The sequence below is a fragment of the Glycocaulis alkaliphilus genome, assembly GCF_004000605.1.
Lineage (GTDB): Bacteria > Pseudomonadota > Alphaproteobacteria > Caulobacterales > Maricaulaceae > Glycocaulis > Glycocaulis alkaliphilus.
In genome coordinates, this window is the sequence record NZ_CP018911.1 from 710,207 (window position 1) to 727,902 (window position 17,696).

Here is a 17,696-nt window from a genome sequence, read left to right on the forward strand (position 1 = left end):
ATGCGCCGTGACCACCGCCCCTACTGGATGCACCGCGCGTGGGAGGCGTATGAGAACGCCTGGGTCTCCCATTTCGTCAAAGCCCATTTTGAGGCCCTTGGCCCGGACCCCAAAATCGTGCGCCCCTGGAATATGGAAGTGTTCGGGCCGAACATCCGGGTAGGGCGGGCGTTGCATGTGGTCACCCGTAGCGATCAGCCGGTCAGCTTCACCGTCTGGTCGCCCGGCGATGTGCCCGGCTCCATCACGATTGGCGATTGCTGCTTTTTCGCGGGCGGGGTGCGCCTGCTGGCGGGCGGGTCGATCACCATCGGCGATGGCGCGCTGATCGCGAAATCCGTCACCATTACCGATTCTGACTGGCACGGGCTGTATGACCGCATCGATCCGCGCCCCGAAAGCAAGCCCGTCACCATTGGCCGCAATGTCTGGATTGGTGACGGCGCCTTTGTCGGCAAGGGCATCAGTATCGGTGATAATGCGGTCATCGGCGCGCGCAGCGTCGTGACCCGCGATGTGCCTGCCAACACGGTCGTTGCGGGCAATCCGGCAAGGCCGGTCAAAGAGCTCGACCCTGACGGTCCCTACAAGACCCGCATGGATTTGCTCGGCGATCCCAAGGGGCTGAACGCCTTCATGGAGAATGCCTATCGCGACGCGCTCAAAGGCAATTCCACCCTTGGCTGGCTACGCAGCAGGCTGTGGCCGAAGGCGGGTGATTAGGGCGACTAGCCTCTCTTGGCCCGGCATGAAACGCCACCAGCCCATCGCCGCATAGATCAGAATGGTCCCGCCAATCCAGCCGCCCGCAAAGATGGCAACGATCAGCAGCCAGTCGATAGGCCCGCCTGCATCGGTAAAGCCGGACTTGGTGACATGGGCCATCAGTACCAGGGCAGCGGCCCCGGCGAGCAGGGCAAACGCCTGGGACCGCACGAGGCGCCCACTGGACAGGCCGCGTTCGCGCACGATGATCCAGCCAAAACCTGTCAGCCCGCAGAGCGCCAGCGCGCCGAGAATCCAGAACCAGATTCCCATCATTTCCAGCAGCACGGCCAGCATCACGCCGGGATCAAGTTCCTGCACCGCGCGTCCTCCTTACGCTTCGCCGCGCAGCATCGACACATAGGTCGGCTTCAGCGCGATCGTCTTCATCACCCAGGAAATCCAGAGCTCTTCCAGCGGTGCAATCACGCCGGGGAAGGAAGGGGTTAGATTGTCCTGATAATCGAACTCCACCAGCATGGCCCGGCCCAGCCGGGTGATGAGCGGGCAGGAGGTGTAGCCGTCATAGCGGCTGTCGCTTTGTGTGCCGGCCAGTTCTGCGGCCAGATGATCGATGGCTACCGGCACCTGCCATTTCACGCTGGCGGCTGTCTTGCCCTTGGGTACACCGGTCGCATCACCGACGACGAAGACGTTGGGGAAGCGGACATGGCGCAGAGTGTACCGGTCCACCTCCGCCCAGCCATCGAAGGCATAGGGGCCGCTCGTCCAGGCAAGCGGGCTGTTGCGCAGAGCAGCGGCCGCGCGCATGGGCGGGATCACATTGATGAAGTCGTAAGCGCGCTCCACCTCGCCGCCGGGCGTATCGAAGACGGCCCGGCGCGCGCCTGGATCAATCGATTTGAGGACGTGGCCGTAAAGCGTGTCGACGGCGCGGTCCTGATAGAGCATGCGCACCTTCTCAGAGACAATCGGCACGCTGAAGAGCACGTTGTTATGAGCGGCGTACGTTAGCGCAGACCGGCTGCGTGTGCCGCGCCGCCGCAATATGTCGTCCACGATGAAGGTGTATTTCAGCGGCGCGCCCGCGCATTTCATTTCCGTGGCTGGGCGCAGGAAGAGCGCCTCCCCGCCGGTTTCGGCAAACCGGTCAAGCGACCGCCAGGTGGCTTCAGCGGCCTCCGGGCTGTGATAGACGCTGCCCAGACCGTTTTGCCCGATAAGGCTGGTATCCATGCCCTCGATGGCACCGTAATCGAGGTCGATGCCCACGGCCGCGAATAGGTAATCATAGCGCACACGCTGGCCCGTGCTGGTCACCACCGTGTTGGCGTCAGGATCAAACTCGGCCACGCCTGCCTCGATCCAGTTCACGTCACGTGGCAGATAGGAGGCGGTCCGGCTGACCGAATAGCGCGCCGGTTGCAGGCCCGCCGCGATCAGGGTGAAGCCGGGCTGATAAAGATGGCGTACGCGCGGATCGATAATGGTGATACGTGCGCCGTCCAGCCGCTGCGCGAGGCGGGAGGCTGCGGTCAGCCCTGCGGCACCTGCGCCTGCGATGACGATATGTGCGCTGGTCTGAACCCGCTCTGGCGCAGGTGCGCAGGCTGATACCAGGCCACCTGCGGCCAGTCCTGCCGCGCCCATCTGGAGAAACGTCCGGCGGCCGATCTGAAACCCGGCGCCTGGGGAGAATGTGGGGCGCGATGGCCCTTCATTGCGCATGGCGATTCCCTTGGTCCAACCCTTTAAGCCCCACACTATGTGTGGTCTTTAAAGTTACCAAGGCGTTTCACATGGTGCGCGATCCGGTCCGGATAGTGTGGCGCCTAGAGTCCAAACAATCCGCCCGGCAGGGCGCCGATCACGGCGCCGGTCATTAGCGTTGCCAGCGTGCCAGAGATCAGTGCGCGCGGGGCCAGCGAGAGAATGTCTGCCCGGCGTGAGGGCGCGACCGCAATGAGGCCGCCGATCAGGATGCCGACGGACGAGAAATTGGCAAAGCCGCACACCGCATAGGTCATGATGAGGCGCGAGCGCGCGGACAGCTCATCGCCAGTGTTGGACAGCGCGTCATAGGCGAAAATCTCGTTCAGCGCGGTTTTCAGCCCCATGATGGAGCCTGCGGTTTGCGCTTCTGCCCACGGAATGCCGGCGAGCCATACCAGAGGCGCAAAGAACCAGCCGAGCACCCGCTCCACCGACATCGGCGCGCCATTGATCTCGCCAGCCGTCGCCAGCGAGAAATTGATCAGCGCCACGATAGCGGTGAACACCAGCAGCATGGCGATGATGTTCACAAACAGGCGCACACCGTCCGACACGCCGGTCGTCAGCGCATCCATCGAGGAATGGTAGAGATTGACCGGCACCTTCTCCTTGCTGGCCTGCTCCTCTGTTTCGTCCTGCGGGTGCATGAGGCGGGCGAGCAGCACCGCGGCCGGTACCGAGATCAGCGAGGCGGTGAGGATGTGGCCGGCGGCATCCGCGACCACGCCCGTCAGCTGGCTGACATAGATCGCCATCACCGAGCCTGCGACCGTGGAGAAGCCCACCGTCATGATGAGGAACAGGTCAGACCGGCTCATCGTGGGCAGGCGCGGGCGGATCAGTACCGGGCTTTCGGTCATGCCAAGAAAGATGTTCGCCGCTGCGCCAAGGCTCGCCGCGCCGGAGAGATTGAGGATACGCCGGAACAGGAGCGCAAAACCGCGCACGGCAAATTCCAGCACCCGCCAGCGCCAGAGCAGCGCCGAGATCGCCGACAGCACGATCACCATGGGCAGAGCCTGAAACGCGAAGATAAAGGTGGAGGCGTTGGCATCCGGGTTGATGAGGAAGGGAGCTTCTCCACCGCCGACATAGCCGAAGACGAAGCTCGTCCCCATGGTGGTCGCGGCCTGCAGCACCTCCACCACGCCGGTCAGCGAGGCAAGGAAGGCGCGCGTGGGCGCAAAGCTGTAGAGGGCAAAGGCGATGGCAAACTGCACGATCACCGCGCCCAGGATCAGCACCCAGGGGGGCATTTTGCGCGGACCCAGCGCCCAGGCGATGGCGACAAAGGCGAACACGCCCAGAAGGCTGCGCAGCTGCAGGCCTATATCTTCCATGAATGTCCCCCGGACGGCAGGCGTGATGCGAGAAAGCGCGGGTGCTAGCCCGCCAAGTGTTAACGCACAATAGGCAGGGTGCAGACAAAGGGGAAGCGCTTGCAGGCTAGTGGGTGCAGGCCTTATGTGAAGGCCATGAACGCACCCGTCTGGTCACCCTGCATCAAGGTCTGTTTCGTCGATCCGCGCGAAGGGATTTGCGTCGGCTGTTTCCGCACCATGGAAGAGCTCGGCCGCTGGACGAAAATGAGCGAGGCCGAGCGCGAGGCGGTTAAACCCGCGCTGGATGAACGCCGTAGCGCCTATGAGACGAAGGTGAGGTAGCCACACCTCTTTTAGTTCCGCAACGCATCCGCGTTGCGATATTCCGCGAAAAGTCGCGGGCGCGCGTTCGCGCTTGCGGCGCTGCGCGCCGGGACAGCGGCATCCCTGAGCGCCTCCCACATCGTCATTCTGGAAACGCCGAAGGCGTTATCCGGAACCCAGCTTTTTATCTCTGGGTCCCCCGTCGGGGCGGGGGACCCCGGTGGACAGGTCAATGGCCATTCGGGCCGCATCAGCGGCCCGCTAGCGCGACCGCGCGCTCGAGCCAATGCGAGGAGCGACGCACGGATGTGCGGAGCATAAAAAAAGATCAAAACCCCTCCACCACACCGGCAATCCACTCCGCGCAAGCCGCCGGGTTCTCCATCGGGGCGAGGTGGGAATGGCCGGGCAGGGGGGTGATCACGGCGCCAGCGCGCTTCAGCCCGGCCTCATCGCGCACGGTGGAGGCCTTTTCGGCCTTGAGCACCGTGATAGGGGCACCGGCCCTGCGGGCGGCCCGGACAGGATCATGGCGGTGGGAGGCATAGTTGGCCGCTTCCCAGTGCGGATCGCAGGCGAGCGCAAATCCGCCTTCAACGGGTTTCAGTCCGCCAGCCAGATAGTCGTCCAGCACGCCCGTCGCCCAGTAGGAGAAGGGCGGGCGGCTGGCATAGCGGGCCTTCACTGCTTGCACCTCGGGCCAGAAATTGCCCCGCCGCAGCGCACCCTGCACCAGCGGGAAGCGCCGCCATGTGAGGTGCCAGAGCGGAGTGTGATTGAAGGCGTAGAAGCCGCCGGGCAGGATCACCGGATCGATAAGGGCGAGCCCCAGCGGCTTGGTCTCAAGCTTTTCCGCCGTCAGCAGGGCGATCACCCCGCCCATGGAGTGGCCGGCCAGCACGAAGGGGCGGTCATCCAGCTGATCCAGCATGGCCTTCATATCGCGGGTATAGACATACCAGTCACGATGGCGGGCCGGGTCAGCGGGCAGGGTGGTGGCACCATGGCCACGAAGGTCCGGCGCGATGATCTCGTAGTGGTCTGCCAGCCTCTCCAGCAGCTTCTTCCCCGAGAGTGCGTTGAAGCCATTGCCGTGCAGGAAGATGAGCCGTGTCGCGCCGGGCTTTGGCCAGACGAGAGCGCTTATCTCGCCATCGGGCAAGGTGAAGCGGCGTGTTTCGGGTCTCAGATCAGACAAACCGGCTGGCCTCCTGCGGTGTTGCACTTGCGAAGATGCGCCTGTTTGCCTGCCGATCAAGAGCGCGGCGCACCGCTAGCGCGCATCGCGCTCTATATCGCAGACCAGTGCGGCAAGGGTGCTGTCCGTTTTCAGCAATCGCCCGTCCAGCATGGCCGCGGGCACTGCGCCCAGCGTGGCATTGGTCACGATGATTGCTTCAGCCGAGGCGAATGATTCCTGGCGGAAATGGTCTTCCTCCACGTGCAGTCCGCGCCGGGCAAAACCATCAAGGATGGCCGCCCGCGTTGTGCCGTTAAGGGCGCCGGTGTCCAGCGAAGGCGTGTAGATTGTCCGGCCCGTGACCCAGAACAGATTGGCACTGTCGGCGCAGGCGATACGCCCTTCCGGTGACAGCATCACGGCCATGTCGCCGCCGCGCGCCTTTGCCATCCGCCGGGCAAGGATATTGTCGCCATAGCCGATCATCTTGTAATGCGCAGCCAGGGTGAGCGGTGCGCGGCGCGGCGCGTCGAGCGTTATCAGGCGCAAACCATCAGGCCGCGGCGGCAACGCGCTGGCCGTTATCGCGACAGTCGGTGCCGCCTCATCCGCCTCCAGCCCGCGCCCGCCTTCACCCCGCGTGACGGTCAGGCGGATGGTGGCGGCGTCCAGCGCGTTGCGCCGGGCGAGATCCGCGGCGATGCCGGGTATGTCCAGCCCGGCATCAAATGGAATATCCAGCGCCGCAAGGCCTTCGGTCAGCCGGGCCAGATGCCGGTCCCAGCGGCGCAAGCTGCCCGCTTCAAGGCGCATGGTCTCAAACAGGCCGTCGCCCAGCAGAAATCCCCGGTCGGCAATGCCGATGCGGGCCTGCCCGGCCTCCATAATGGTGCCGTTCAGCCAGATCATAGGTGCCCCGCCCTTTCGATGGCCTGTTTCAGCATCGCGATCTTGGCATGCGTCTCGGCAAGCTCCGCCTCAGGCTGGCTGTCGATCGTGATGGCACCGCCGGAGCGCGCCTCGACAGTCCATTCATCGCCGTGCGCCACAAATCCTGCGGTACGGATCATAACATTGAACATTGCGCTGCCATCAGGGGACATCAGACCGGCTGCGCCGCAATAGGGCCCTCTCGCCTCTCTTTCAAGCTCGGCAATGATCTCCATCGCCCGCACCTTGGGCGCGCCGGTGATGGAGCCGGGCGGGAAGCTGGCAGCAAGCAGATCGAAAACGTCCTTGCCGGGCGCCATTTGGCCTGTCACCGCCGAGACCAGATGGTGGACATTGGCAAAGCTCTCCACCGCGAACAGTTCCGGCACGGTCACACTGCCGGCGACGCACACGCGCGACAGGTCATTGCGCATGAGATCGACAATCATCAGGTTTTCCGCCCGGTCCTTGAGCGATGCTGCGAGTTCGGCGGCCAGTGCCGCATCGCTTTCCCGATTGCTCCCGCGTGGCCGGGTGCCCTTGATCGGGCGTGTTTCGACCTGCCCATCGCTGCTCAGTGACCAGAAGCGTTCGGGCGAGTTGGAAATCACCACCCGCTCCTCATCAAGGCGCACATAGACGGCAAATGGCGCCGGGCTGGTAGCGGCAAGTGCTTTCAGGACGGCCAGCGGCGCTTGCGCGCCTTTGATCCGGGCGGCGAAGCGGTGGGACAGATTGACCTGGAAGACATCGCCTGCACGGACATAGCCAAGTGCCGCGTTCGCAGCGTCCAGATAGTGCTCCTCGCGCCATACCGGCTGCAGAGGTGCCACTAGCTGCGCGCGGGCGGGTGTTGCGGGCGCAGAGATGAGAGCCGCATGCAGGCGCGCGGCTGCGACAGGTTCACCCCTTACGGCCGCGCTGCCTGCCTGATGGTCAAAGACGGCCACGGCTTCATATACGCCCATCGCCATTACCGGCCATGGGGTCAGCGGAGCGGGCGGTGAGGGCAGCGCCTCGAACCGGGCCGCGAGATCGTAGTTCAGAAGGCCGCCAATCCAAGCATCCGGATAGCGTAGACGGGCCGCCTTTAAAGGCTGCAGCGGATCGCCCTGAGCCGGAGATCGCATCATGTCTGCTGCAAAGGCTGTCAGATAGCTGAAGCGCCCGCGCGGCGTCCCGTCTCCGCCTGAAAGCAGCAGAGCGCCGGGCTGATCGGCGATGGCCGCAAGATAGTCCGCTGGCGCCCGCCAGGCGAGCGGCAGGTCTGGCCCTGATGAGGCGGCCGGTTCAGCCATGATGCATTATCCGGTGAGGGTCTCGCGCAGGCGTTCGATGACAGCGTCTTCCAGCCCCAGCGCATCGCGCAGATACGCGCGCTGATCGCCGATCGCCTCCATCGCGGCGTCGTAATAGACCGGGTCCACACCCAGGAAGGCGCGCAGCTCCTCATGGCCGGTTTTCTTGCCGAGTGTCTCTTCCAGCCGCTTGCCGACAGCCGGTACCAGGCGGTCGAAATCAACAGCCGTGTTGGTCATCAGATAGTCTTCGCGTACCATTTCCTCATCGACGCCCAGAGCGGTCAGCAACAAGGCGCAGAACAGGCCGGTGCGGTCCTTGCCGGCGGCACAATGCACGATGAAGCCGTCTTCGGGCTTGCTATCGGCGAGCTGGCGCAGCCCGTTGGCGAAGACCCACTGATTGCCCGGATCGAAGGGCAGGCGGCGATAGGTCTGTGTCATGAAGCCGCGAATGGAGTCCAGCGACATGTCGCTTTCACGCAGGAAGACCAGGTGAGGCGGCTCGGACGAGCCGGCATGGTCGCTGGCGAGAACGGTCACGCCCTCACGCTGCGGCCAGTGTGACGGTTCGGCCTCGCGTTCGCGCGGGCGGCGCAGATCCGCCACGACACGAACGGACAAGCCATCCATGGTTTCGATATCGGACGGCGTGGCCCGGGAAAACTGGCCAGACCTGTAAAGCCCGTCACGCACCTTGCCGCCTGTTGCAAGGTCGTACGCACCGAACTTCCGGAAATTATGGACGCCCTCAAGGCGCAGGACACGATCGCTCATGCACCTGACCTAGCCTGCCCGCCTGCGGCCAGCAAGGCTTGCGCACGTCCGGGCAGGGAAATTTAACCTGTGCAATCTATCAGATCGTCAAAACATATAAGAATGCACCATTAGGTGGGGTTGTCCGATGCGCGTGTTCACTTGCCTGTTTACAGAGCATAACCTGTGGTTTGTGCTGCTGGCGGCCGTGATGTGCGTTATTGGCGCTACGGTTACGATCCGTCTTTACAGGCAGGTTGTCCGTGCTGAAGGAATGGCTCGCGTCGGCTGGGCATTTCTCGCCGCCATCTGCGCCGGGTCTGCCATCTGGACGACTCACTTCATCGCCATGCTGGGCTATCAACCGGGTACGGCGGTGACGCTGGATGCCTGGCTGACGATTGCGTCCGGCCTTATCGCCATTGGCGGCTCCGGCCTTGCCTTTCTCCTGGCCACCAGTCGCGCGCTGAAGTTTGCGCCGCTATTTGGCGGCGCTCTGCTGGGCCTCACGATAAGCGCGATGCATTTCATCGGCATGTTCGCCTACCGGGTCGACGGCATCGTCACCTGGGATGCGGGCTATATCGCAGCTGCGATCGCGATGGCGGTTGCTTTCGCCGCAGCGGCGCTGCACCTGACGGTGCGCTGGCAGGGTGGCTGGCGCTGCATGGTGCCATCGCTCACTCTGGTGGCCGGGATTGTGCTTTTGCACTTTACCGGCATGGCAGCCTTCATGGTCGAGCCGATTGCCGGATACCAGCCCGGTGCCAACTCTGCGGCCTTCACGGTCATGGCCGTGGCGGTGGCGATTGCCGGCGTTCTGATCCTGGGGACCGGGCTTGCGACCTTCTATATCGAAAAGCGCATGCGCGAGGCTTCTGATGCGCAACTGCGCCATATGGCCCTTCATGATCCGCTCACCGGCCTTCCCAACCGGACGAGCTTTTCCACGCGCCTGGATGCGCGTCTGGCCGGCCAGCATTCGGGCAGCACGGCGGTCGCGGCGATAGATCTGAACCGCTTCAAGGACATCAATGACAGCTGGGGCCATGCCGCTGGCGATCATGTATTGTGTGAACTCGCCGAGCGCCTGCGCAAGTTTGACGGCGCGCGCCATTTCGCTGCCCGTCTGGGCGGAGACGAGTTCTGTGTCATCCTGAAAACGGCGGACGAGACCGAGCTGCAAAAGCTCGTCCAGCAGCTCGAAGCGCTTCTGTGTGAGCCCATTGCTTACGGGACGCTGGAAGCCAGTCCGGGCGGAAGTATTGGCGTGGCCGTTTACCCGCGCGATGGCGAAGACCGCGACACGCTGGTGCGCAATGCGGACCTGGCCATGTACCGGGCGAAATCGGATCCGCTGGTCAATGTGTGCTTCTACAACTCGGAGCTCGGTGAGATCGTTCGCGAACGCCGCCAGCTCGCCAATGATCTGCGCCACGCCATCGATAATGACGAGCTGGCCCTGCACTATCAGGTCCAGACCGCTATCGGTACGGGTGAGGTGCGCGGCTATGAAGCCCTGCTGCGCTGGACACACCCGGAGAAAGGCTCGATCTCGCCGGCGGACTTCATTCCGCTGGCTGAAGCCAATGGTCTGATCCTGCCTCTGGGTGACTGGGTGCTGCGCAAGGCGTGTGTGGACGCTGCCTCATGGCCGCATCCGCACAAGGTGGCGGTGAATCTCTCAGCCATCCAGCTGACCCATATCGGCCTGCCCCAGCAGATACATCAGGTGCTGATCGAGACTGGCCTGCCGCCGGCGCGCCTGGAGATCGAGCTGACCGAAACGGCGCTCATCAAGGACAAGGCCCAGTCGCTGCACATCATGCGGCAGATCAAGGCATTGGGCGTGTCGATTGCGCTGGATGATTTTGGCACCGGCTATTCCTCGCTCGACACGCTGCGCACCTTCCCGTTCGACAAGATCAAGCTGGATAAATCCTTCACTGACGAGCTGAAGACCGACCAGCGCTCGCTGGCTGTTGTGCGCGCCGTGCTGGTGCTGGCCAAGAGCCTCTCCATTCCGGTGCTGGCCGAAGGCATCGAGACACAGGAGCAGCTGGACCTTCTGCATCTGGAGAGCTGCGATGAGGGGCAGGGCTTCCTGCTCGGCCGCCCGGCGCCTATCGCAATCGTTGCCCAGCTCGGCACGCGTATCCGCATTAGCGGTGCGAACGCCATAGCGCCGTTTCCGGCAAAGCCTGCAAAGCGCGCCTAGCGCTTCGGCGGCGTCCAGTCCTTCGGCTCGGGCTTCGATTTGCGCAGCCTGAGCGCCAGCCCGATGCCAACACCGGCCCCGACCGCTACCGCCAGGTCGACGAAGACGGTCAATAGCAGTGTGAGCACCAGCAGGGCCAGATCGGCCCGTGGCAGCTTCGCATACTCGCGCCATTTGTGTGGCTCGCTCATGTTCCACGCGGTCAGTATGAGCAGGGCGGCCAGTGCCGGCAAAACCAGATAACCGGCAAGGCCAGAGGCAAACAGCAGGATCAGCAACAGGGCCAGCGCGTGGACGATGCCTGCTACGGGTGTGCGTCCACCCGCCTTGATGTTGGTCGCAGTGCGCGCGATGGCACCTGTGACCGGCATGCCGCCAAACAGGGCCGAAGCCAGATTGGCCGTGCCCTGCGCCGCCACCTCCGCGTTGGGCCGGTGGCGTGTCTCGATCATCTTGTCGGCAACGAGCGCCGAGAGAAGCGACTCCACCGCGGCGAGAAACGCGATGATGAGGGCCGATGGCAGGAGGGCAAGCAGGCGCTCCACCGAGACATCCGGCACCGAAGGCGCTGGAAAACCGCCGGGCAATTCGCCAAAGCGAGCGGCAATCGTGTCCACGGGCAGGCCGAAGCTGACAACCAGCACCGAGGCGGCGGCCATCACCAGCAAGAGGCCGGGAAAGCGCGGGAACATCCAGCGCAGCAAGGCGATGACAGCCAGGCTGCTGGCGGCGATGCCTGCCGCCCAGGGATTAAAGCTGCCGCGCGCGCTCCAGAGCGCAGCGAGCTTTTCCACAAACTCGGCTGGCACCATGGCGAGCTCCAGCCCGAAGAAGTCCTTTAGCTGGCTGGTGGCAATGATAATGGCGATGCCGATGGTGAAGCCGTTGATGACGGCCTCAGGCACGTAGGCAATGAGATTGCCGACCCGCAACCATCCAGCGGCCAGAAGGATAAGGCCTGCCATCAGCGTTGCCAGAACCAGCCCGTCATAGCCGTGCTGCGCGATAATGCCGAACACCACGACGATAAACGCGCCGGTCGGTCCGCCGATCTGGACCCGGCTGCCGCCCAGCAGCGAGACGAAAAACCCGCCTACAATCGCGGTGACAAGCCCCTTGGCCGGGTCCGCACCCGACGCAATCGCAATGGCAAGGCTGAGCGGCAGCGCAATGAGCGCAACCGTTAACCCGGCCATCACATCGGCGGAAAACTGTTTCCAGCTATAGTCCCGCAGCGTCGTCAGTATCTTGGGCTGCATGACATCGTGCCTACCGGAGCTGTCCCCGTTCGCTGTTACCGGAACGGCGGCTCGTCAAAACTTCTGAGCTTGCGTGAGTGCAGGGCTTCGGAGCCCGCCTCTTTCAGGATGTGAACCGTCTCGATGCCCGCTAGCAGGTGTTCTGAGACGGACTTGTTGTAGAAGCGGTTAGCGGCGCCCGGCAGTTTCAGCTCGCCATGCAGCGGCTTGTCCGAGACGCATAGCAGCGTTCCGTAGGGCACGCGCAGGCGGAAGCCGTTGGCGGCAATCGTGGCGCTTTCCATGTCAACAGCGATGGAGCGTGACTGGTTGATGCGCCGGGCTTCCTGCAGATAGCGCAGCTCCCAGTTCCGGTCGGCATGGGTAACGACCGTGCCGGTGCGCAGGCGGCGTTTGAGCGCCTCGCCCTTGTCGCCGCTGACACGCTTGACCGCGTCCTGCAGGGCGATCTGGATCTCCGCAATCGGGGGGATCGGAATTTCTACCGGCAGGTCGCGGTCCAGCACCGCGTCATAGCGCAGATAGGCGTGGGCCAGCACATAGTCGCCCAAGCGCTGGGAGTGGCGAAGCCCGCCGCAATGGCCGATCATCAGCCAGCATTCAGGCCGCAGCACGGCCAGATGGTCGGTAATGTTCTTCGCGTTGGACGGGCCGACGCCGATATTGACCAGCGTGATACCGCGCCGTCCGGGGGCCTTCAGATGATAGGCCGGCATCTGGAAGCGCCGCCAGGGCGCACTTTCCACCACGCCCAGCGGATCATCCGTGTTGGCATCGACATGGACAAATCCCGCCGCAGACAGGGATTCGTACTCGTTATCGCCTTTGAGCTGCTCGGCGGCCCAGGCCACAAACGCATCGACATAGCGGTGATAGTTGGTGAACAGGATGAAGTCCTGAACATCCTCGAACGGTGTGCCGGTATAGTGCTTGATGCGCTGGAGCGAGTAATCGGTGCGGGCGCCATCAAACAGGGATAGCGGGCGCGGCGTGCCCGGGATGGAGGGCCGCTCGCCATTGGGCAGGGCATCATCAATGCGCGACAGGTCGGCATAGGGAAAATGGCGCACCAGTTCGGCTGGTGCCGCGCCGTCCATGTCCAGGTCCTCGGCGCCGTCCAGCACGTAGGAGAACGGAATTTCCTGGGTGGAAATCCCGGTTTCCACCAGCACATCATACTCGCCCTGAAGCAGGCCGATCTGCGTTGTAAGGTAATCGCGAAACAGTTCGGGGTGCGTAATCGTCTGGGTGTAGACACCGCTTTCAGAAAACTTGCCGAAGGCCCGGCTCAAGGGGGGCACAGGTCCGTCCGGCCTGTAGGTAATGCGAAGCTCGGGATAGGCAAATAGCCCGCAAGCCCGGTCTGCGCCGCCCGGCGGCAGCCCGCCATCCAGATAGGTTTTCAGCGCTGCGCGCAGGGAGGCGACCGAGCGGGCATAAAGCGCGCTCAGCCGGTCGACGGCCTCTGCTGCGGTGGTGGCAGGCTCGAATGTGTCGGCAACGGCTTCTGGCCGGACGGGGCTGGCAGGCAGCAAGGTGTGGCCTGCCTTCCTATTCTTCGCGCTTGGTGAAGGTCACGGTGAATACCGGCTCGCCGCCAAACTCGTCGCTGGTCGAGCCGTCATCATTGATGCGCTGGAACACGGTCGGCTCGATACGGCCTTCCATGCGGTAGCCGCGCTCGGACATCCGCCCGCGATGAAACTCCAGCGCCGCAGCGGAAAAGGTCGACGCGATAAAGGTGATGCGATGTGGCGCGTTGGACATGCCGGGCTTCCTTCCGTGTGGCAAATGGAGTCGTTCCTCCCTCGATAGCCTGTCACATCGCGAAGGCCAAGCCGGGAGGTGGGAAAGCTGGTTGCACCCGCGAAACTACTCCAGCTCGCAGCGCCCGTCTGTCAGGGCGGACACCACGGCCGGATCGCCCGCCGTGTCGGCAGGTTCGAGGTCGAGAATGCACGCGATCAGCAGATAGACATTGATGTTCTCAAACAGGCCCGGACGCGTGCCTTCGGGGAAGGCCGGACCGGCGGCAACAAAGCCTGCGTGCATGAGCGGGTCGATACTGTCGTGCCCGTGTACGCCCATAGAGCGCCACGGACTGCCCAGCGGCAGATCGCGTGCGCTCATCGTCCAGCCCGGATCGGCCAGCACAAACAGGTCCGGGCCGCGCGTGGGATGGTCGAAACGGAAATGGTCCGGCATCTCGCCGCGCTTCCACGCCCGCATGTGCGGGTGTGCGCCCTGAAGGGCCTGATGGGCGGCATCAATCGCGTCCGGCTCACCATAGACGTTCAGGAAGGGGCGGAAGCCATTGCCACCGCGTCCTTCGATTTCGGGGATATAGACCGTATCGAGATCGATCCACTGATCAAAATGGATCACCTGGTCTTCCGGGTTGGTGGCCATGCCGTGGTCGGACACGATGATGATATTGGTGCGTTCCAGAAGGCCGCGCGCTTCCAGCCCGGCCACCAGATTGCCGATATGGCGATCGACAGTCGCAACCGCCTCGCCAACTTCGGGCGTGTTGGCGCCGGTACGGTGCCCGATCGTGTCGACAAGGTCGAAATAGACGGCGGCAAAGCGCGGGCGCTCCTCTTGCGGCCCGTCGAACCAGGCCAGCACCTCTTCCACGCGTTCTTCGTAGGGCTTGTTGTGCTCGTAGGGCGTCCAGCGGGTCGGGCGGTCTCCGGCAAATTCAACCTCACTGCCCAGCCAGAACATGATCGAGGTGGGCAGGCCCTGACGCTCTGCCGTGATCCAGATCGGCTCGCCCGCCCACCAGCGGCTGTCCTGCGCGCTCATAGGGTTGACGAAGCCTTCGTTCAGCTCCCGGTCGAACGGCGCATTGTTGATCATGCCGTGATCTTCCGGGTAGAGCCCGGTCGCGATGGAGTAGAAATTGGTGAAGGTGACGCTCGGCATCACTGGAATCATGCCTTCAGGCCGGATACCGCGATTGGCGAGCGCCTGCATGTTCGGCGCCTCGAACAGGTCCAGCGCATCAGCCGTCAGCCCGTCCACGCCGATCATCAGCACAATCGGTTCGTCTGAGGGCGCGGACGCGGCCTCGCGAAGCGGGTCTGTGCTGGCGCATGCGGTCAGCCCGGCGAAGGTGGCAAGGATGAGCAGGTTGCGGAACGGCGTCATCATGTTTTTCCCTCTTGCAGGCCGGAAATGGTACCCGGCTGGTAGCGCGGCCGCGTGTCACTGGCATGACACCGTGTGAAGTGCAAATACCTCTGCCCGTTGCGCAGCGCAGCATAAGCGGTAAAGGAAGGGGTTTGTGTCCGCGTCGTGCGGACGGTCGAACCAAGGCAGAGCCCATGACGGCGCGTTCCCTAATCGTGATGAAGTTTGGCGGCACCTCTGTGGCCCGCCCGAAAAACTGGGAAATCATTGCGCGTCTGGCCCGAAAACGCCTGGCCGATGGCGAGCGCGTACTGATCGTGCATTCGGCCCTCTCGGGCATTTCCAACCTGCTCGAAGCGCTCCCCGGTCTGGCGCTGGCAGGCGAGGGCGAAGCGGCAGCTGCGGCGATCCGCCAGCGTCATCTCGATTTTGCTCAGGAGGCAGGACTGGACGGCGCGGCGATACTGGCCCCGTGGTTCACCCGTCTTGACGCGCTGACCGCCGGCATGGCGCTGGTGGGCGAAGCGAGCGCGCGCGTGCGCGCCGAGACAATGGCGCTCGGTGAACTCATGGCGTCCGCGCTTGGCCTTGCGCTCTTGAAGAAGCTGGGCGTTGCGGCTGAAGGCCTTGATGCGCGCGACGTGCTGACCGGCACCAACACGCACGACGAGACGCGCAGCTGGCTCGACAATGCGGTAAGCGAGGAGCGCGACGATACGCTGATTGCCCGTCTTGCGCCCCATGACGTGATCCTGACCCAAGGCTTTATCGCGTCGCGCGCCGGGGGCGGCACGGTGCTGCTGGGCCGGGGCGGATCGGATACGTCTGCGGCCTATTTCGCGGCGCGGGCCGGTGCGGCGCGCGTGGAAATCTGGACCGATGTGCCGGGCCTCTTCAGTGCTGATCCGCGTCTGACAGACGGGGCTCGCATGCTGACCGCACTGAGCTACGAGGAAGCGCAGGAAATCGCCACGATGGGCGGCAAGGTGCTCCATCCGCGCTCGGTCGGCCCGGCCCGGCGCGCGGGCATTCCCATGCTGGTGAAGGACACGTTCCGCCCGGACCTGCCCGGCACGCGTATCACTGGCGAGCCCGGCGATGACGCGCCGCGCCTGAAGGCCGTGTCAGTGAAAACGGGTGTGCGTCTGGTGGTGATGGAAGGTTCCGGCATGTGGCGCCAGGCCGGTTTCCTCGCCGACATTTTTGCCGCCTTCAAGCATTGCGGGATTTCCGTCGATCAGGTCTCGACCTCCGAGACCAATGTCACCGTCTCGCTGGACCCTGATCCCGGTCTCGATGCGGCGCGCCTCGACATGCTGCGCGCAGCGCTGGCACCCTTGTGCCGGGTACGCATTGAGGAGGGCAAGGCGGCTGTCTCAATGGTGGGCTATGGCATACGCCGCATCCTCCATCAGCTTGCGCCCGCCTTTGAGGCCTTCCAGCAAAAGCCCGTGCATCTGGTCAGCCAGGCCGCCAACGATCTTAATTTCACCGTGGTGGTGGACGAGGCCGATGGCGCGGCGCTGGCCAAGAGCCTGCATGAAAGCCTGATCGGGCAGATGCCGGAAGACCGCGTGTTCGGGCCGAGCTGGGCCGAGATCAGCGCCCCCGCCGGCAAAGCGGCCGGGGCTGCGCGTCCTGCACCGTGGTGGGAAACGCGCCGCGAGGATTTGCTGGCGCAGGCGCCGGATGCGGGTGGGCGGTATGTCTATGACCTGACCACCGTCGAGGCACGCGCGCGCGCTGTCGCGGGCCTTCAAAGCGTTGATGCGGCGTGGTTTGCCATGAAGGCCAACCCGCACGCCGATGTGTTGCGCACGGTGGAATCCTCCGGCATCGGGTTTGAGTGCGTGTCGATGGGCGAGGTGGCGCGCGTGCGCGAAACCCTGCCCGATCTGCCCGCCGCCCGCATCCTCTTCACGCCGAACTTTGCCCCGCGCAGCGAATACGAAGCCGCATTGGCGCTTGGCACGCATCTGACGATTGACGGGCTTCACCCGCTTCGCGAATGGCCGGACCTGTTTGCAGGCAAGGACATCATTCTGCGCGTCAATCCTGACCGTCCGCGCGGCCATCATGAGCATGTACGCACCGCGGGCCCGAAGGCGAAGTTCGGCATCCCGCTGGAACAGCTTGGCCATGCTGCAGAGCTGGCCAAAGCCGCAGGCGCCAATGTGAAGGGCCTGCACGCTCATGCCGGTTCGGGCATTACCGAAGCCGGGCACTGGCGCGAGATCGGCCGCATTCTGGGCGAGGCCGCATCCAGCATAGGCGGCGTCAGCATCATCAATGTCGGCGGCGGGCTGGGCGTGCCGGACAGTCCGGACGCGCCCATTCTCGACCTTGCCGAAGTGGATCGCGAGCTGGCGGGCGTGAAACGCGCGCTGGACGGCGTAGAGCTCTGGATGGAGCCGGGCCGCTATCTGGTGGCCGAGGCGGGTGTGCTGCTGGCCCGCGTCACGCAGGTGAAGATGAGCTTTGGCACCCGTTTTATCGGCATCAGCACGGGCATGAATTCGCTGATCCGCCCGGCGCTCTATGGTGCGCGCCATGAGATCGTGAATCTCACCCGGCTGGGCGAGGCCCCGGCGGGTCTTGCCTCCATAGTCGGCCCGATCTGCGAGAGCGCAGACCTTCTGGGCGCCGACCGGCTGATGCCGGAGACGCGAGAGGGCGATGTCATCCTGATCGCCGAGGCGGGCGCCTATGGCGCCGTGATGAGCTCGCGCTACAATCTGCGCGATCCGGCGGACGAGGCGGTGTTGTAGGCGTTCG

Annotated in this window: 15 protein-coding genes; 4 read left to right on the forward strand and 11 right to left on the reverse strand. The window is 64.2% G+C overall.

Features of this window, described 5'->3' with window-relative positions; genetic code table 11:
• Complete coding sequence (locus X907_RS14690; protein ID WP_127565634.1) at positions 1 to 723, forward strand: acyltransferase; 723 nt, start codon at positions 1 to 3, stop codon at positions 721 to 723.
• Here the strand turns inward: X907_RS14690 and X907_RS03350 are convergent.
• From X907_RS03350 to X907_RS03360, 3 genes are all read right to left on the reverse strand, one after another.
• Positions 688 to 1,086, reverse strand: coding sequence for a DUF5368 domain-containing protein (locus tag X907_RS03350; protein ID WP_170175444.1), 399 nt, complete (start codon positions 1,084 to 1,086; stop codon positions 688 to 690). The genes X907_RS14690 and X907_RS03350 overlap by 36 nt on opposite strands.
• Before the next feature lie 12 nt (positions 1,087 to 1,098).
• On the reverse strand, positions 1,099 to 2,376 hold the full coding sequence (locus tag X907_RS03355; RefSeq protein ID WP_233352505.1) for an NAD(P)/FAD-dependent oxidoreductase: 1,278 nt from the start codon (positions 2,374 to 2,376) through the stop codon (positions 1,099 to 1,101).
• A gap of 182 nt (positions 2,377 to 2,558) precedes the next feature.
• Positions 2,559 to 3,839 (reverse strand): NupC/NupG family nucleoside CNT transporter, encoded by a 1,281-nt coding sequence (locus tag X907_RS03360; RefSeq protein ID WP_127565636.1) that lies wholly within the window; start codon positions 3,837 to 3,839, stop codon positions 2,559 to 2,561.
• A 135-nt stretch (positions 3,840 to 3,974) separates the two neighbouring features.
• Here X907_RS03360 and X907_RS03365 point away from each other — a divergent pair, with 135 nt between their 5' ends.
• Positions 3,975 to 4,163: a DUF1289 domain-containing protein gene (locus tag X907_RS03365; protein ID WP_127565637.1), complete on the forward strand. Its 189-nt coding sequence runs from the start codon at positions 3,975 to 3,977 to the stop codon at positions 4,161 to 4,163.
• Between the two features lie 310 nt (positions 4,164 to 4,473).
• Here the strand turns inward: X907_RS03365 and X907_RS03370 are convergent, their stop codons facing one another.
• The 4 genes from X907_RS03370 to X907_RS03385 form a co-directional block, all read right to left on the reverse strand.
• Entirely contained in the window at positions 4,474 to 5,343 is an 870-nt protein-coding gene (locus tag X907_RS03370) for an alpha/beta fold hydrolase (RefSeq protein ID WP_170175445.1), read from the reverse strand.
• 75 nt (positions 5,344 to 5,418) lie between these two features.
• Positions 5,419 to 6,234, reverse strand: coding sequence for an aminotransferase class IV (locus X907_RS03375; RefSeq protein WP_127565639.1), 816 nt, complete (start codon positions 6,232 to 6,234; stop codon positions 5,419 to 5,421).
• Positions 6,231 to 7,553: an anthranilate synthase component I family protein gene (locus tag X907_RS03380; protein WP_233352506.1), complete on the reverse strand. Its 1,323-nt coding sequence runs from the start codon at positions 7,551 to 7,553 to the stop codon at positions 6,231 to 6,233. Before X907_RS03380 ends, X907_RS03375 begins: the two co-directional genes overlap by 4 nt.
• Positions 7,554 to 7,559: 6 nt before the next feature.
• Positions 7,560 to 8,330 carry a tyrosine-protein phosphatase gene (locus X907_RS03385; protein WP_127565640.1) on the reverse strand — a complete coding sequence of 257 codons (771 nt, stop codon included), beginning with the start codon at positions 8,328 to 8,330 and terminating at the stop codon, positions 7,560 to 7,562.
• A gap of 127 nt (positions 8,331 to 8,457) precedes the next feature.
• On the opposite strand from X907_RS03385, the gene X907_RS03390 reads away from it, so the two are divergent.
• Positions 8,458 to 10,527: a putative bifunctional diguanylate cyclase/phosphodiesterase gene (locus X907_RS03390; protein ID WP_127565641.1), complete on the forward strand. Its 2,070-nt coding sequence runs from the start codon at positions 8,458 to 8,460 to the stop codon at positions 10,525 to 10,527.
• Here the strand turns inward: X907_RS03390 and X907_RS03395 are convergent.
• From X907_RS03395 to X907_RS03410, 4 genes are all read right to left on the reverse strand, one after another.
• Positions 10,524 to 11,786, reverse strand: coding sequence for a SulP family inorganic anion transporter (locus tag X907_RS03395; RefSeq protein WP_127565642.1), 1,263 nt, complete (start codon positions 11,784 to 11,786; stop codon positions 10,524 to 10,526). The genes X907_RS03390 and X907_RS03395 overlap by 4 nt on opposite strands.
• 35 nt (positions 11,787 to 11,821) lie before the next feature.
• A complete protein-coding gene (locus X907_RS03400; RefSeq protein WP_373870258.1) occupies positions 11,822 to 13,321 on the reverse strand; it encodes an AMP nucleosidase in 1,500 nt (499 codons plus the stop codon).
• Positions 13,322 to 13,337: 16 nt separating this feature from the next.
• Positions 13,338 to 13,553: an AMP nucleosidase gene (locus tag X907_RS03405; RefSeq protein WP_127565643.1), complete on the reverse strand. Its 216-nt coding sequence runs from the start codon at positions 13,551 to 13,553 to the stop codon at positions 13,338 to 13,340.
• A 105-nt stretch (positions 13,554 to 13,658) separates the two neighbouring features.
• Complete coding sequence (locus X907_RS03410) at positions 13,659 to 14,942, reverse strand: alkaline phosphatase family protein (RefSeq protein WP_233352507.1); 1,284 nt, start codon at positions 14,940 to 14,942, stop codon at positions 13,659 to 13,661.
• A 173-nt stretch (positions 14,943 to 15,115) separates the two neighbouring features.
• Here X907_RS03410 and X907_RS03415 point away from each other — a divergent pair, with 173 nt between their 5' ends.
• Positions 15,116 to 17,689, forward strand: coding sequence for a bifunctional aspartate kinase/diaminopimelate decarboxylase (locus tag X907_RS03415; protein WP_127565644.1), 2,574 nt, complete (start codon positions 15,116 to 15,118; stop codon positions 17,687 to 17,689).
• Positions 17,690 to 17,696 lie beyond the last annotated feature (7 nt).

What these genes read in the sequence shown, in the direction of transcription:
- X907_RS03390 (WP_127565641.1), top strand. Translation starts at nt 8,458, where the DNA reads ATGCGCGTGTTCACTTGCCTGTTTACAGAGCATAACCTGTGGTTTGTG.
- X907_RS03415 (WP_127565644.1), top strand. Translation starts at nt 15,116, where the DNA reads ATGACGGCGCGTTCCCTAATCGTGATGAAGTTTGGCGGCACCTCTGTG.
- X907_RS03395 (WP_127565642.1), bottom strand. Translation starts at nt 11,786, where the DNA reads ATGCAGCCCAAGATACTGACGACGCTGCGGGACTATAGCTGGAAACAG.
- X907_RS14690 (WP_127565634.1), top strand. Translation starts at nt 1, where the DNA reads ATGCGCCGTGACCACCGCCCCTACTGGATGCACCGCGCGTGGGAGGCG.
- X907_RS03365 (WP_127565637.1), top strand. Translation starts at nt 3,975, where the DNA reads ATGAACGCACCCGTCTGGTCACCCTGCATCAAGGTCTGTTTCGTCGAT.
- X907_RS03410 (WP_233352507.1), bottom strand. Translation starts at nt 14,942, where the DNA reads ATGATGACGCCGTTCCGCAACCTGCTCATCCTTGCCACCTTCGCCGGG.
- X907_RS03355 (WP_233352505.1), bottom strand. Translation starts at nt 2,376, where the DNA reads ATGGGCGCGGCAGGACTGGCCGCAGGTGGCCTGGTATCAGCCTGCGCA.
- X907_RS03385 (WP_127565640.1), bottom strand. Translation starts at nt 8,330, where the DNA reads ATGAGCGATCGTGTCCTGCGCCTTGAGGGCGTCCATAATTTCCGGAAG.
- X907_RS03380 (WP_233352506.1), bottom strand. Translation starts at nt 7,553, where the DNA reads ATGGCTGAACCGGCCGCCTCATCAGGGCCAGACCTGCCGCTCGCCTGG.
- X907_RS03375 (WP_127565639.1), bottom strand. Translation starts at nt 6,234, where the DNA reads ATGATCTGGCTGAACGGCACCATTATGGAGGCCGGGCAGGCCCGCATC.
- X907_RS03360 (WP_127565636.1), bottom strand. Translation starts at nt 3,839, where the DNA reads ATGGAAGATATAGGCCTGCAGCTGCGCAGCCTTCTGGGCGTGTTCGCC.
- X907_RS03405 (WP_127565643.1), bottom strand. Translation starts at nt 13,553, where the DNA reads ATGTCCAACGCGCCACATCGCATCACCTTTATCGCGTCGACCTTTTCC.